General features: G+C 65.8%; 9 protein-coding genes. 6 read left to right on the plus strand and 3 right to left on the minus strand.

Annotated elements, in window-relative coordinates:
* Nucleotides 1-180 precede the first annotated feature (180 nt).
* Both LT988_RS21845 and LT988_RS21850 read left to right on the plus strand, forming a co-directional pair.
* On the plus strand, nucleotides 181-357 hold the full coding sequence (locus LT988_RS21845; RefSeq protein ID WP_332460500.1) for a DUF29 family protein: 177 nt from the start codon (nucleotides 181-183) through the stop codon (nucleotides 355-357).
* 250 nt (nucleotides 358-607) lie between these two features.
* On the plus strand, nucleotides 608-2,995 hold the full coding sequence (locus LT988_RS21850) for an NADP-dependent malic enzyme (protein WP_232407591.1): 2,388 nt from the start codon (nucleotides 608-610) through the stop codon (nucleotides 2,993-2,995).
* 103 nt (nucleotides 2,996-3,098) lie between these two features.
* Here LT988_RS21850 and LT988_RS21855 read toward each other — a convergent pair whose 3' ends face one another.
* The gene (locus tag LT988_RS21855) at nucleotides 3,099-4,772 is read right to left on the minus strand and encodes a hypothetical protein (protein WP_232407592.1); all 1,674 of its coding nucleotides are present in this window, start codon (nucleotides 4,770-4,772) and stop codon (nucleotides 3,099-3,101) included.
* Between the two features lie 209 nt (nucleotides 4,773-4,981).
* The gene (locus tag LT988_RS21860) at nucleotides 4,982-6,058 is read right to left on the minus strand and encodes a glycosyltransferase (RefSeq protein ID WP_232407594.1); all 1,077 of its coding nucleotides are present in this window, start codon (nucleotides 6,056-6,058) and stop codon (nucleotides 4,982-4,984) included.
* A gap of 602 nt (nucleotides 6,059-6,660) precedes the next feature.
* Here LT988_RS21860 and LT988_RS21865 point away from each other — a divergent pair.
* Together LT988_RS21865 and LT988_RS21870 are read left to right on the plus strand one after the other, a co-directional pair.
* Entirely contained in the window at nucleotides 6,661-8,298 is a 1,638-nt protein-coding gene (locus LT988_RS21865; RefSeq protein WP_232407596.1) for an alkaline phosphatase family protein, read from the plus strand.
* A 3-nt stretch (nucleotides 8,299-8,301) separates the two neighbouring features.
* Nucleotides 8,302-9,243, plus strand: a complete 942-nt coding sequence (locus LT988_RS21870; protein ID WP_232407597.1) for a glycosyltransferase family 2 protein — start codon at nucleotides 8,302-8,304, stop codon at nucleotides 9,241-9,243.
* Between the two features lie 144 nt (nucleotides 9,244-9,387).
* Here LT988_RS21870 and LT988_RS21875 read toward each other — a convergent pair whose 3' ends face one another.
* A complete protein-coding gene (locus tag LT988_RS21875) occupies nucleotides 9,388-11,640 on the minus strand; it encodes a hypothetical protein (RefSeq protein ID WP_232407599.1) in 2,253 nt (750 codons plus the stop codon).
* A gap of 250 nt (nucleotides 11,641-11,890) precedes the next feature.
* Here LT988_RS21875 and LT988_RS21880 point away from each other — a divergent pair, with 250 nt between their 5' ends.
* Together LT988_RS21880 and LT988_RS21885 are read left to right on the plus strand one after the other, a co-directional pair.
* Complete coding sequence (locus tag LT988_RS21880; protein WP_232407600.1) at nucleotides 11,891-13,918, plus strand: vWA domain-containing protein; 2,028 nt, start codon at nucleotides 11,891-11,893, stop codon at nucleotides 13,916-13,918.
* A complete protein-coding gene (locus LT988_RS21885; RefSeq protein WP_232407601.1) occupies nucleotides 13,918-14,715 on the plus strand; it encodes an ABC transporter ATP-binding protein in 798 nt (265 codons plus the stop codon). Before LT988_RS21880 ends, LT988_RS21885 begins: the two co-directional genes overlap by 1 nt.
* The last annotated feature ends 101 nt before the right edge of the window (nucleotides 14,716-14,816 follow it).

Raw genomic sequence — 14,816 nt, forward strand, 5'->3', positions numbered from 1 at the left:
GCGATCACGGCATCGCGGAGTAGAGCCCGCGCCGTTTTCGGGCCATGGGTCCCGGATAACCAAGCCCAAAGCGTTTTCGCCAGGCGTGATCCGGTTCGATATCGGGGGCGCGGAGGGCGTGTTCCGGGAGGCTGGACGCCTCGGCTATACTGATATACACGGATTCGAGTCGAAAGAACGATGACCACCATTAGCTATGACGCAGACGTTGTTGCCTGGGCGAGCGAGCAAGCGCGCCTGATCCGCGCGGGTCGGTTTGATCAGCTTGATCTGGAACACATCGCCGCGGAAATCGAATCGGACAACTGCCCATGGACGATCGAGCAGATCCTCGCCGATGATTTCTTGCCGGGCTAGCCCGCGCAGGACCTTACCCAGACATACGGCCACGTCACTGAATCGTAACGTCGGGTGGACAAGGGCAGTCCACCAGCGCGGCGGCATCGCCGGGCTCGGTGGATTTCGCTCGCGCTCGTCCATTCTGTCTGTCTTCGCTCTGGCCTGTGCAACGGTCGAGCTTGCCGAGCAAGGCATTCCCCGCCACAGACGCCTCTCATGACGTTGTCTGCCGAGCGTCAATCATCAACCACGGAACGTTTTCAAGCCCATGACCTCAGATCTTTCCACCTCCGAGCAGGCATTACGTGACGCCGCTCGGGAGTATCACCGTAGTCCCACTCACGGCAAGATCGCCGTCACGCCCTCCAAGCCTTTGTCGAATCAGCGCGATCTCTCGCTGGCCTACTCGCCGGGCGTGGCCTATCCCTGTCTCGATATCCAGGCCGATCCGGCGCTTGCCGCGGAGTACACCTCGCGCGGGAATCTGGTGGGCGTGGTGACCAACGGCACGGCTGTGCTCGGCCTGGGTGATATCGGTCCGTTGGCCGGCAAGCCCGTGATGGAGGGCAAGGGTTGCCTGTTCAAGAAATTCGCGGGCATCGACGTGTTCGACATCGAGCTGGCCGAGCGTGACCCGGAGAAGCTGGTGGAGATCATCGCCGCGCTCGAACCGACGCTGGGCGGGATCAATCTGGAGGACATCAAGGCGCCGGAGTGCTTCTATATCGAGCGCGAGCTCAGCAAGCGCATGAACATTCCCGTGTTCCATGACGATCAACACGGCACGGCTATCATCTCCGGTGCCGCCTTGCTGAACGCCTTGGAGCTCGTCGGCAAGGCCATCGAGACAGTGAAGGTGGCCGTCTCGGGCGCCGGCGCGGCGGCGCTCGCCTGCGTCGACGTGATGGTCGGTCTGGGCATGCGACGCGAGCACGTCTTTATGGTCGATTCCAAGGGCGTGATCTACGAGGGTCGTCCGGGCGGGTTCGACCCATCCAAGGCACGCTATGCGCAGCAGACTGATGCACGCACCCTGGCCGACGTGGTCGACGGCGCCGATGTCTTTCTGGGTTGCTCCGCACCCGGCGTGCTGACCGTGGAGATGGTCAAGACCATGGCCGATCGGCCGATTATCCTGGCCCTGGCCAACCCCGAGCCGGAGATCCGCCCGGAGCTGGCCAAGCTCGCGCGGCCCGACTGCATCATCGCCACCGGCCGTTCGGACTACCCCAATCAGGTCAATAATGTCCTGTGCTTTCCCTATATCTTTCGTGGAGCACTCGACAGCGGCGCCACCAAGATCACGGCGGAGATGAAGCTTGCCTGCGTTCGCGAGATCGCCGATCTGGCCAAAAGCGAGACCAGCGCCGAAGTGGCGACGGCCTATGCCGGGCAGGACCTGAGCTTCGGCCCCGACTACTTGATTCCCAAGCCCTTCGACACGCGCTTGATCCTGCGCATTGCGCCCGCTGTGGCCCAAGCCGCGTCCGACTCGGGGGTGGCCACCCGCCCCATTGCCGACATGCAGGCCTACAGGGACAGCCTGACGCTCTTCGTGTACCAGACCGGCATCCTGATGCGCCCGGTCATCAATGCCGCCAAGGCCCTGCCCGACACCAGAAAGCGCGTGGCCTTTGCCGACGGCGAGGACGAGCGCGCCCTGCGGGCCGCCCAGATCGCGCTCGACGACCGCCTGGCTCGCCCCATCCTGATCGGACGTCCCGCCGTGATCCAGGCCCACATCGAGAAGGCCGGCCTGCGCATGCGGCTCGGGGAGGACGTCGAGAACGTGAACCCCGAGCAGGATCCGCGCTTCCACCAATATTGGGAGCATTACCATCGACTCATGGGCCGCAACGGCGCCACGCCGGAGGTGGCCAAGGCGGCGGTGCGTCGCTCCAACACCATCATTGCCTCGTTGATGGTCGCCCTGGACCACGCCGACGCCATGATCTGCGGTCTGGCGGGCAGCTACGAGACCCATCTCGAACGCATCCATAGCATCATCGGTCTGCAGCCCGGAGTCAGCAATTATGCGGCCCTCAACGCGCTGATGACGGAACGCGGCGGGCCGCTCTTCATTGCCGATACCTATGTCAACGAAGACCCCGGCGCGGAACAGCTGGCCGAGATTGCCTGGATGGCCGTACAGGAGATTCAACGCTTCGGTTTGCCGGCGAAGGTGGCCTTTCTCTCGCACTCGAGCTTCGGCTCATCCAAACGCGCTTCGGCCAAGAAGATGCGTCTGGCGCGTGACCTCTTCGTCGCCAGCCACCCCGAGATCGAATGCGACGGCGAATTGCACGGCGATGCCGCGCTGGAGGAAGACATCCGCAGCCGGTACCTGGCAGAGACGACCCTCAGCGGCTCGGCGAACCTGCTGATCTGTCCGAACCTCGATGCCGCCAACATCCTCTACACCGTGCTCAAAACCACCACCAGCGGTGGTGTGACCGTGGGTCCGATCCTGATGGGCGCGGCCGCGACGGCCTGTATCCTCACCCCGGCCGCGACCGTGCGACGCACCCTGAACATGACGACCTTGGCCGTGGCGAGCGCGGCCGCAGCTCGTCATGTACCCGAGGTCTCTCATACGAAGCCGGCCGGGGATCTGCCGGGAGGTTCGAACGGGCATGCCGGGGACACATCGGGATAGCCCTCGGATTGCGGCGATGGTCGCCATTCCTGCTCGCGATGCACGCTCGACTTGCCGTGGCTCGACGCGCGTTCGGCATCGGCTTTGGTCTCGCGGTTGGACGCTACGCGCGCGGAGTCAGGAGGCTTCGCCCCGAAAGGGGCCCCCGGACGGTCTGACCGACCAGATCGCAGACCGTCGGCGTCAAGTCGAAGGAGGATCGCACGCCGTGATCGCCGGACGCAATCTGTTGTGCGGCGAGGAAGGCGAAGCCGTACGGTCCGGTATGGCCGCCGGTGCGCCGGAAGGGCACAGGGCCGATGACTCCGAGACTCGGATGCTCGATGGCCGTGGCAATGGTGCCCCAGACCACCTCGAGGTCGGCATCGCTGCTGTTGAGCTTCAGCGGATCCTTGATCTCTTTTCGTCTGATCGCGGCGACCGCCGGTGCGTCAGTGCGCGGATCACGGCAGGCTCGCAGCACGTCCTCGATCTCGTCGCGGGTCGCCTCGTAGTCCTCGAGTGCGACCTGACCACGGCTTTCCCGACCGGCCAGGTTGAGTCGGATCCGCCCGTCGAAATACGACGGCAGAGCGAAGGCCTTCATCCTTGGCCAAAAGGAGCGGTAACGCACCACAGGCAACCACTCGACCTCAGGCTGTAGAGGCTCCAGGACTTGAGCCGCATCCTGCGGAGCATGATGATGCGGAGATTTCGGCGCACTGCCTTTCAGGGGCCGGACAAGCTTTCGGCCAATGCGTCGCAACAGGCTCGAAGACCTCGTCCGCGGTGCGAGCGACGGATACCAGCGATACCAGTTGCGGCGACCACCTCCCCAGCCGTCCTCCTCGGGGATGTCGAGTACTGCGTCCGGGTCCGTGCGCCAGGCCTGCGGAGTCTCCAGCAACGACGATCCCGTCGAGTGTCGGTAGAGCAGCTCGGGAAGCAGGGCCATCGTTTGGACGTCGGAGGCGTTCGCGCCCATGCCGCCGATCGAAAAGGCCAGTACCTCGGCGTCGTCGACGGCATTCATGAGGCCGCCGATCACCGCATCCGCGGCCTGGCAGATCTCCTTCAAGGCCTTGGCCGCGACTGAAGCAGACGGGTGAGCATGCATCGGGTGGTGCGGATCGACGCCGTGCCAGAGCCCCTCGATCGCCGCGTGAAACTCACCGAAACAGATCATGAACACGTCGCTGTCAGGTGTCTCCGCGATGAGCCAACGGGCCGCATCCAGCCTCGCCCGCAGCCCCTCGGCGAGCGCCTTTCCCATTCGGCGACAGTTCTCGGCGGAATAGGCCGGGGTCGTGTAGATCCAACCTGTCGATGGATACGCGCCGAACCGCTCGTGGAAGGCTTGCCCAAGGCTGTGCGGACGGGCGCAGAACGTCACTCCCGCGTCGTGCGAACCCCAGCCGACAATGCCCCGAGTCTTTGGGGAGCGGCCGAGATTGAAATAGGGCGGGTCGAACACCGTCACCTTGACATCCAAGGATTCGAAGAAGGGAACACAGCGTGCACCTTCCTGCCAGACCCGGTAAGTCGCGGGATCGAACTCGATTGCGGACCAACGATCGGCGTCCTCGGGAGAAAGACCCGACGCGAAGTGCTCCCAGGCCAGCCCTACGCTCTGGGCCGATCCGTGGTCGAGCAAGAAACGCGCGCTGCGATCGCGAAGCGCTGAAAGCCAGGGCATCTCGCCGGCGTCCATGAGCCGGTTCAGGTAAGAAATCTCCGCACCGTCGAAGCCGATGATCAGTAGGGGGCAGGTCCGGCGAGCCGATCTTGTTGAGGTCATGATGACATGATCGCCATAGGCGTTTGTGAGATATGACTTTTTCGCGAAGCATGTCACGCTGGGCACCCAGCTGCGCCCGTCCGGGACGGCATTCTAAACTTCTCGATCGCGCGGCGGGTTCGGGGTCGGGCCGCCTCGCGTCACAGTATTGTCATCTGGGATACTATAACGCGTGTCCATGATCGACAAGCAAGCCGTACCTCCTCCACTCAGGGCGTGCGACGGCGCATCCAGGGTCGGCCTCGGAATGCGCTCTCAAGCAGACGGGCGCTTCTTCCGGCATTCTCGATCGGCACATGACCCAGCACGCTCCGAAGCGCGGTGCGCTGTCTCCGAGTCCACTCGCATGCGAATCGATAGGCGCCCTCCGACAAGGAGGCATATCTCGACGGGTCGCGTAGGATCGCGACGACGGCGGAGGCAAACGCCGTCGGGTCGTTTGCGACGACCAGACCAGTGCCGGGCTTCAGCCCGGCGGCACCCAAGGCCGTGGTGACGACAGGCTTGCCGTACGCCAGGGCTTCGATGTTTTTGATCTTGAGACCGGTACCCGCGCGAACCGGATTGACCACGATGTCGACCGTCGCGTAGAGGGCCGCGAGTGACTCCACCCGCCCGAGAGCGATGACGCCATCTGTCTGCTCATCGGCCCCTTCGCCGATCGGACCGGCGAGGATCAGCTCGGCTTCGGGGATCTCGGCCCGAATGCGCGGGAGAATGAGGTCCTTGAGGACTGCAACCGCGTCCGCGTTGCTCTTGCAGACGGAACCCATGAACAACAAGCGGGCGCCTCCTGTACGCGCTGCCGGGCGCTTGACCGAGATCAGATGACCGACCGTAACGATCTCGCGGTTGGTCATCTGTCGAAAGCACTCGCCTTCTTCATCCTGAATGGCGAGGACCACGTCCGCACGGTCGAGGCCCTTGCGCTCCTCCCGAGGCGTGATCGAGTAAGAGCCGTAGCCATCAAAGTGGTCGATGAAACCCCGATGCCGGTTGCTGAAGAGATCGTGTGTGTCGATGACCTTCAAGGCATGGCCGGGGAAACAGCGCAGCGCCTTGGAGAAGAAGACATACTCGACGATGACGACATCGGGCCGCAGCGAAAGCCCAATCGTCCGGAATCTCGCATCGAGTCTGTTGTCGTACCAACCATCCACGCTGCGGCGAAAAGCCGCTTCTCGGTCGAGCAGCTTCAGGAGCCTCCGACGCAAGCGGTATATCAAGGCTCGAGGTTGGCTGTAGGGTAGGGAGATGAAGCGCTCTTGTCCCCAGCAGTCGGCCATCGCCGCGGGGTCTCCGATCTCGCGCTCGACATGAGCAAAATAAAACGCGTGGCCGAGGTCATTAATGTACCGACCGAGCGCGGCAATCCGAGCTCTGTTCCCGGCCGTTGGTGGATGAGAGGGTATCGGCGAGATCATCAAGACCCGCTTCGCTGTCGGGACGGCCTGTCTCATTTCGGATCCTTCGGTTTCAAGCACCTGGCGTTTGAAATCAGGCCATGCTCTAACGCCCGGCGGTAGTTTCGAGGACGGCGTTCATCGCGACAATGACCGCCGACCCTTCTGGAATCCTTGTGGAGACGACCTGGAATCGCCGATGACTGTCGGGGATCGGGTTCCGACGGATGCTTGCCCGAGCCATCCGATGACCGAATGTGCTCAAACTCCGGAGGCAACCATATAGCAACGGATCCTAGCGCCGCAAGAAAACCGCCGCTTGCGAGACAGGAGCTCGACCGCTCGAGGTAATCGGTACGCCGAAAAAAACGGATCAGCCGCAGAACAAAGAGGCGGGCCGGCCCCGCGGGGCGGGTTCGGCCGAGGTTGTTGCGATCCATTCCGCTTATACTCACGTCTATCGCAGCCGAACAGGACCAGCAACCATGGCTGAAGCGACAGCATCCGGGGCAGCAAGTCGACCCCGCCTTCTCATCATCGGCCTCGACGGATTGGAGATCCGCTATGCGGAACGACTCATGGACAGGGGTGAGTTGCCGGCACTCGCGGCCTTGCGGGCCAGGAGCGCATGCTTTCGGCTGGACCACGGACCGGCTCAGCGCACCGGATTGGCCTGGGAGCACTTCGCATCGGGTCTCTCGCCGGCGGGGGCGAGACGCCGGTCCGCGGTCGAGTTCGACCCAGGGAACTACAAGACCTGGCAGGAAGGCGCACGATTCAAGCCGTTCCTAGAGCAGATCGATGCCCGCGTCACGGTCTTCGACGCGCCCTACGTGGATCTGCGCCGGACTACGGAGATGCGCGGCGTGGTCGGCTGGGGTGCCCACGATCCAGGTACAGAGCCGAACGGGCGGCCAGATAAGCTATCGCGGTCGTTTCAGGATAGATTCGGCCCCTACCCGGCCGCCGAATGGACCTACACCACGCCCGCCTACTGCGCGGCGACCTGCGAATCGATGGGCCGGGCCCTCGCCGCGGCGGTGGAGCGCAGACTGGAGGCCGCCCTGTGGATGCTGCAGTCCGTCCCGGACACAGACGTCTTTTTCGTGGTCACCGGGGAATTGCACTCCGCCATCGAGGGTCTCTGGCATGGGGTCGATCCGAATCACCCCCTACATACCCATCCATCGGCCCCTGCGGCCGCGAAGGCCCTGCTGGAGGTGCACCGGGCGGTCGACCGATTTGTCGCGCGGCTGGCCGAGGCGTGCCGGGGATGGGACCTGCTCGCGTTCGCGATGGGCGGCATGGGGACAAACACCTCCGATCTGCAGAGCATGGCCTTGCTCCCGGAACTGCTCTTTCGGGAAGCATTCGGTCGGCCTCTGCTGCAGATCCCCTCGGACTGGACTCGGGAGCCGGATACCGTCCTGCACCTCGATCCGCAGGACGGCTGGAGCAATGCCCGGAACTGGTTTCCCGCGCCGGGGCGCTCTGCGCGCCTCGCTCAACGGCTGCGACGCTCGGTGCGCCGCTTACTCCCGCCGGCGGCGCGCCCGGCCAACCCTCTCGGCCCTTTCCGGAGCCCGTTGAACTGGCAGCCGACGACACGCTATGCCGGTTGGTGGTCGCAGATGAATGCCTTCGCGTTGCCGTCATTCTATGACGGGCGCATTCGGATCAACCTCCGAGGCAGAGAAGGGGAGGGTCGAGTCGATCCAGACGCATACGCCCGGATTCTCGACTGCCTGGAGACCTTGCTCGGCGAATGCCGAGACCCGCTCACCGATGCGCCTGCGGTCGCGTATTTCGAGCGCCCGAGCGTCGAGGATCCCTTTGCGCTGGACAGCAGCGATGCCGACTTGACCGTGGTTTGGAGCTCGCCCGCCGCCGCCCTGATCCATCCGAGACATGGAATGATCGGGCCGCTTCCCTATCGCCGCACCGGCGGACATACCGGCCCGCATGGCGTCGCCTATCTGGCTGCGTCGTCGATCGCAACGGGGGACTACGGCGAGCGTTCCTCCTTCGACATCGCCCCGACGGTCGCCGATCTCGTCGGAGCACGCAGCGACTCGAGACTCTCGGGTCGGAGCTTGCTGTGTGATGTCGGAGGAAGCGTCTGAGTCATGTCCATGGAGATGTTGCGGATCAGCGCCGTGGTCTGCACCCACAATCGGGTCGAGCATCTGGCGGAGGTCTTGCGCAGCTTGCAGGAACAGACACTGGACCCGGAACGGTTCGAGATCTTGGTCGTCGACAACCGCTCGAATGACGGAACGGCGGCCCTGGTGCGGGACATCGCAGAGAAGCAGTCCAATCTGCGCTATCTGCTCGAGCCCGAGATCGGCCTCAGCCACGCCCGCAATCTGGGTTGGCGCAACGCACGAGCGCCGTTCGTCGCCTATCTGGACGACGACGCCGTCGCGGCTCCAGACTGGCTGGAGCGGATCAGCCTGGCCTTCGAACGTGTTCTCCCGACTCCCGGCTGCGTCTGCGGTCGCGTCGCACCGATCTGGGGCAAAGACCGGCCGGCCTGGTTGAACGACAGGCTCGGCCGTTATTTCTCGATCCTCGAGCGGCAGGATCCGCCCGGATGGCTGGCCGACAATGCGTTCTGCGGTGCCAATATGGCCTTCCCCCGAGCCGTTCTGGCGAAGCTCGACGGCTTCGATACCGCGCTGGGCCGGCGAGGTGCGAACCTTCTTTCCAACGAAGAGCTACTGATGAGCAAGCGCCTTCGTGCGAGCGGCCCAGGGATCTACTATGATCCGGCCATCGCGGTGCGACACCATATCGCGGCCGCCCGCTTGACGCGCGGTTGGATTATACGCCGGGTCTACTGGCAGGGCGTCTCCGACGCGATCGTCTGGCGACGGCTCGAGGCGCCCGATACAACACATCGACTGAAGGCAGCAGTCAGGTCGCTCCGGCCGATCTTCGTGCTCGGTGGTCGATTGGCCCGCAACTTGGCGCGCGGTGATACAAAGCGCGTCTTCGACGCCGCGCTTCGGCTCGTCGGCCGAGGCGGCTATCTGATCGGGCTGCTCGCACTCGAGCATGCGCCCTAGATCCGGCAGTTGGCCGTTTTGTGCTTCATGCAAGGTCTTGACGGCCTTGGCGATCGTGTTCGTTTCAGAGAATTGCCTGCATCCAGGTGGCGACCCGCGCTCGGATGCTCGACGGGCGTTCGGCATCGCCGTTGTATTGTATCCCTATCGGCGCCGCCGTCCGAGACAGAGGTCGCTGCCGTTCCCGCTGCAGATCATGCGACCGCTCGCATCGTAGGCGGCATAGGAGACCTGGACGATGCCGCGGCCACGGCACCCGTAGAAGAGATCGCCGCGCCAGGTGTTGCGGCCGATCTTGCGCAGGGCGCAGTTGCGGCATCCAGGGTTCGTGGAGGTCACGCGGGCGACGCGCTCGCTGGCCGGCGGATCGATGGTGACGATGTGTCGGACACGGTCGCCGTCCCAGCCGGAGGTCGGGTCGATGGTCAGGCGTCCCGTGCAGTCGCCGCGCATGGCGAAGGAGCCGCTTCCTTGGGGGGGCGGGGGTGGGACGGTCGGTTTGGTGCCGGTCTTGAGCTCGAGTGGCGGGGCCTTCGGGGGCGCTTGGACCACGACGGGTTTCGGCGGCGGCGGGCGGCACGGGCCGATCCGCTCGTCGAGCGCTTGCCTGACCGGTCGCAACGTCGGGGCGGACTCGCGTTTGAGATCACGCTCGAGGGCGACGAGGCGCGTGCAGTCCGTGCCGGCCTCGGCGAGACGTCGGGTGTAGCGGTCGATCCGATCGCAGTCGGCGATCGGTGCCTCGAGGGCGTCCCGCGCCTTGGCGAAGCGCGGGTCGCCCTGATCGGCGAGACGTGCGGCCAGCGCGTGTGCCTTGGTGCAGTCGCCGCCGATGGCGGCGATCTGCTCCTGCAGCGCGTCGGCCTCGCTGCAGATCTGGAGCTCGGGCGCCAGACGGGTGCGGATGTCCAGGAAGCGGAGGTTGTTTCGATAGCCCTCCAGCCCGTCGGCCAGGGCCTGTAGAGAATCACAGTCGCCGTTGGCCTCGGCGAAGCGCTGCTCCAGGTCGTTCAGGTCCGCGCACTGGCGCAGCGCGACGGCGAGTCTCCCGGCCACGGCGGCGAGCGGCTCGCGGTCCGGGTCATGGCGCGAGAGGGTCGCGTCGAGTCCGGCAAGGGCCAGACAATCGTCCTGCGCGCGGGCCAGCTGGTCCTCCAGATGATCGGCGAGGTCGCAGCGTGCGAGGGCCTCGTCGAGCCCTCGGCGGATCTCGCTCAAGGGTGGTCGGCTTGCATCCAGCTCGACGAAGGCGGGGGCGGTCTCGCGCGCCAAGGTGCGCAGCGCCGTGCAGTCCTCGGACGCATCAGCCAGCTGCGGGCCGAGTGTCTCGGCGAGACGGCAGGCGGCGAATGCGCGATCGAGTCCGACGCGCAGCGCGGCCAGCTCGCGCTTGGGTTCATCAAGTGTTGCGATCTCTTGGTCCAACTCGGCGACGGCGAGGCAGTCGCCGGCGACGACATCGAAGCGTTGCGCGAGTCCATCGACCCGCGTGCAGGCCGAGATCCGCCGGTCCAGGTCGGTCTTCAGGGCGCGGAAAGGCTCGCGTTCGAGATCGTAGAAGGCAAGCTCTTCGTCCAATGTGGACAGATGATCGCAGGGTGGCTCGGTCGCGAGTCGTTCGGCAAAGAGCGCGGCCTCCTCGCAGATGCCGATCTCGGTGAGGACCGCCATGCGGATATCCGCGTAGCGCGCGTCCTCCCGATCGATCCGGTCCAGGCGGGAGGCGAGCTCTAAAAGGGGCGCGACCGGGTCGCAGTGGTTGGCCAAGGCGACGGCGAGATCCTCGCGCAAGCCCTGCTCGGTCTCCTCCAGTTGCCAGAACCAGACACCGAGGCCGAGACCGACTCCCAGCGTTGCGAGTGCGATCAACCCCAGGAGCGGCAGGATCCACGCCGGGCGCCGCCGCGGGGGCGGCACGGTCGCGGGATCGGGCGTACCGACTGCGCGCGGCGGCCGGCCGGGGTCGGTCCCGCCCCAGGAGATCAGGACCGGGGCGTCGCCGATCACATAAACCGCCTCGTCGCCCGGGTTGACGATGGCGCGCTTCAGGAGCTGCGCGGGCTCGGGATCGTCCGGCTCACGGCGGGACAGCTCGTCGGCGAGACGGGAGATCGCGTTCAGGTGATCGGAGAGGACGCGGCGCGCCGCCGCCTGCGCCTCGTCGGGCAGATCCAGCAAAGGCCGCGGTTGTCCGGCCAGCGCGCTGGTCCAGGTGACCGTACCCGCGCCATCGACGGCAATCTCGGGGCGTGCGAAGAGGGCCGCCGTCGCCCCCGGCAGATGACGTCTCAGGGTTCGGCCGAGCGCGTCGAATTGCCGCCAGGGATGATCCGGGGCCAGCCGATCGGAGGGAGGACCGGCGTAAACCAGGGTCAGGATACGAACCGAGGATGTCATCGCGGGCTCCCGAGCTTTCGATTGGTGCTGATTCTAAACCGGGTGCCGGGTGAACCGATGTGTTTCCGAACGGGCGCGTCTCCTGCGGCTCCGATCAGCTGCGTGTTCGCGTTTATGATGGACGGAGTTCCGATCAAGGCCGATGGTGGATATGCTGCGCACTCTATCGACACGAATCGGTTCATCGACGTTTCCGCGTCGCGTAATAAGCTCTCGGAGCATGGCAACGACAGGAGCCGGGATGACTGGAATGCACCTGAAGAGATGGTTGGTTGTTTGGCTGCTGCTGGGCGCGATGGTCCTGGCCGCGGCACTGGCCTTTGCCGAGCCGCCGACCGATCGCGCGCCCTTGCTGCAGCCCGGGAAGAAGACGCTCTTTCAGCGGGTGCTGACCCGTCCGGGGGCGATGCTGACCGAGGAACCGGGCGGGGATGCGGGACGTCCTGTCGATGCCTTTTCGCGCTTCTACGTCTATGCCGAGACCGAGCGCGAGGGGCAGCGCTGGCTCGAGGTGGGGGTCGACACCAAGGGCAAGGTCAGCGGCTGGCTGCGCGTCGGCGACACTGTGCCCTGGCTGCAGCAGATGGCGCTGGCCTTCACCAACCCGGGCGCCGCGCGCGAGCGCGCCCTGTTCTTCGAGTCGTGGGATGCGCTGAACAACCTGCTGGCGCTGCCGGATCCGGCCGCCGAGGTCGGGCCGCTGACCCGTGAGATCGCCGAGGGCGGGCGCGATCCGCGCGTGGTCGCGATCGAGCCGGATCGTTTCATCGACATCAACTCGCGCTTCTATCTGCTGCCGATCCTGGACTTCGAGGAGGTCTTCACCGATTCGGGTCATTTGATGCGCGGTCTCAAGGTCGCCTCGGTCACCGAGACGGCGGCGCCGACGACCACGCCGCCTCCGGCCGAGCGCGCGGAGCCGGTGACCCAGCTCGGCAGCTTCCGCGCGGCGGTCGTCTTCATCATCGACTCGACGGTCTCGATGCAGCGCTACATCGACGAGGCGCGAGCGGCGGCGGAGCAGGTCTACAAGCGGATCGAAGGGTCCGGGCTTCTGGACAAGGTCGCCTTCGGTCTCGTCGCCTTCCGCGCGCACTCTGCGGATCCCGCCAAGGCCAGATCACTCGAGTATGTCGCGCGGATGTTCGTCGACCCCTCGGAGGTCTCCTCGGGTCTCGAGTTCCTCACCCGCGCATCCAAGGTCACCGAGGCGAAGGTCTCGACCGACCGGTTCGACGAAGACCCCTACGCGGGTGTGATCACCGCCTTGGAAGAGATCCCCTGGAACCGCTTCGGCGCACGCTATGCCGTGCTGATCACGGATGCAGGCGCGCTCGAAGGCGACGCCTCCACGACGGGTCTGCATGCCGAGCAGGTGCGCTCGGAGGCGGCCGAGAAGGGTGTTGCGCTGATGGTGCTGCATCTGAAGACCGCGCTCGGCAAGGCCAACCACGCCGCTGCCGAGGCGCAGTATCGGACCCTGGCGAACAACGCCGCGATCCAGCGCAGTCTCTATTTCTCGGTGCAGGACGGCTCTGCCGCGGCACTCGGCAAGGCGGTCGCCGCGCTGTCCGACACGGTCATCGAGAGTATCGAGGCATCGGCGCGCGGCGAGCTTGCCGCGGGCAGTGCGCGTGCAGCCACCGCCATCCCGAATCCCGCAACCCCGCCGGCGAGTCCTTCCGTTGCGCAAGATCCTGAAACCGCCGCCCTGCGCGAGGCCACCCGGGCGCTCGGCCATGCCATGCAGCTCGCCTATCTGGGCCGCGAGGAGGGCACGCGCGCCCCGTCGGTCTTCGAGGGTTGGATCAGCGACAGCGATCTTGCCGACCCCACGGTGCGAACGGTCGACGAGCGGGTGCTGATCACCAAGGACCAGTTGAGCGATCTGCACGGGATCTTGAAACAGATCGTCGATGCCGCCGATGCCGGGATGTTGAAGCCCGACGCCTTCTTCGACAGCCTGCGCTCCATTGCTGCGCAATACGGGCGCGACCCGGCCCTCGCCGCGAGCCCGCAAGCGACCAAGCTCGCCGACCTCGGTCTGCTCGGCGAATACCTCGACGGTCTCCCCTACAAGAGCGACGTCATGACGTTGGATCAGGACACCTGGTCGCGCTGGGGCACGCAGCGTCAGTTCGAGTTCGTGAGCCGGCTCAAGGGCAAGATCAAGCTCTACGAACGCTACAACGCGGACACCGATCGGTGGGTGAGCCTCGCCGAGGGCAGCCCGGCGGGCGAATGGGTCTATCCGGTGCCGCTGCGCGATCTGCCCTGATGGGTCCGCGGATGGCGCCTGTCGATGCGGTGCCCGTTCGGGCGATACCGTCCGATCCACCGGATTCGGCGACCGCTGCGCCGTTGATCGAGGCGACCGGTCTGGGCTATCGATACGGGCACGGCCGAGGGGCCTTCGAGGTCAGTGTGCCGAGCTTGAGGATCACCCGCGGCGAGACGCTGGCCATCACCGGCGAGAGCGGCAGCGGCAAGAGTACGGTCCTCGAGCTGCTTGGGCTCGCCGCACCCCCGTTGGCGGGGGCGGGCTTTCTCTGGCATGCGGCGGCGCCGGTGGATATTGCCGCGCTCTGGCGTGCCCGCGCCGAGGGTGCGCTCGCGCAGATGCGCGCCCGTTCGATCGGATTCGTGATGCAGACCGGTGGACTCCTGCCCTTCCTCACCGTGCGCGAAAACATCGGCATCAACCGGCGTCTGCTCGGGCTTCCGGCCGATGACGCGCGAATCGCTCACTTGGTGGCGGCGCTCGAGATCGGTGCGTTGTTGGACCGGCGGCCGGCGCAGCTCTCGGTCGGGCAGCAGCAGCGGGTCTCGATCGGGCGTGCGTTGGCCCACGGTCCCGCCCTGGTGTTGGCCGACGAGCCCTCTTCGGCGCTCGACCCGCGGCTTGCGGACCGGGTGCTCGGTCTGCTGCGCGATCTGGCCGTCGAGAGCGGGGCCGCGGTCGTGGTCGCGACACACGAGCAGGCACGCGTGCGTGCGCTTGGCCTGCGAGAGATCCGGGCGCGTCCGCTGGATGCGCCCGACCGGCTCGGCTCTTGCTTCGAGGACGCACCATGAACGGCACGGGGTGGGTTGGACTTTAGTCCGACGTGGTGTGGGTCGGACTTCAGTCCGACACGGCCGAGCCGTCCCACCTCGGGGCGTTTGTCGGGCTGAAG

The sequence above is a fragment of the Thiocapsa bogorovii genome (assembly GCF_021228795.1).
In the GTDB taxonomy this organism is placed as follows: Bacteria; Pseudomonadota; Gammaproteobacteria; order Chromatiales; family Chromatiaceae; genus Thiocapsa; species Thiocapsa bogorovii.

Coding starts and splice junctions, on each gene's coding strand:
- LT988_RS21845 (WP_332460500.1), top strand. CDS start 181: ATGACCACCATTAGCTATGACGCAGACGTTGTTGCCTGGGCGAGCGAG.
- LT988_RS21850 (WP_232407591.1), top strand. CDS start 608: ATGACCTCAGATCTTTCCACCTCCGAGCAGGCATTACGTGACGCCGCT.
- LT988_RS21855 (WP_232407592.1), bottom strand. CDS start 4,772: ATGACCTCAACAAGATCGGCTCGCCGGACCTGCCCCCTACTGATCATC.
- LT988_RS21860 (WP_232407594.1), bottom strand. CDS start 6,058: ATGGCCGACTGCTGGGGACAAGAGCGCTTCATCTCCCTACCCTACAGC.
- LT988_RS21865 (WP_232407596.1), top strand. CDS start 6,661: ATGGCTGAAGCGACAGCATCCGGGGCAGCAAGTCGACCCCGCCTTCTC.
- LT988_RS21870 (WP_232407597.1), top strand. CDS start 8,302: ATGTCCATGGAGATGTTGCGGATCAGCGCCGTGGTCTGCACCCACAAT.
- LT988_RS21875 (WP_232407599.1), bottom strand. CDS start 11,640: ATGACATCCTCGGTTCGTATCCTGACCCTGGTTTACGCCGGTCCTCCC.
- LT988_RS21880 (WP_232407600.1), top strand. CDS start 11,891: ATGCACCTGAAGAGATGGTTGGTTGTTTGGCTGCTGCTGGGCGCGATG.
- LT988_RS21885 (WP_232407601.1), top strand. CDS start 13,918: ATGGGTCCGCGGATGGCGCCTGTCGATGCGGTGCCCGTTCGGGCGATA.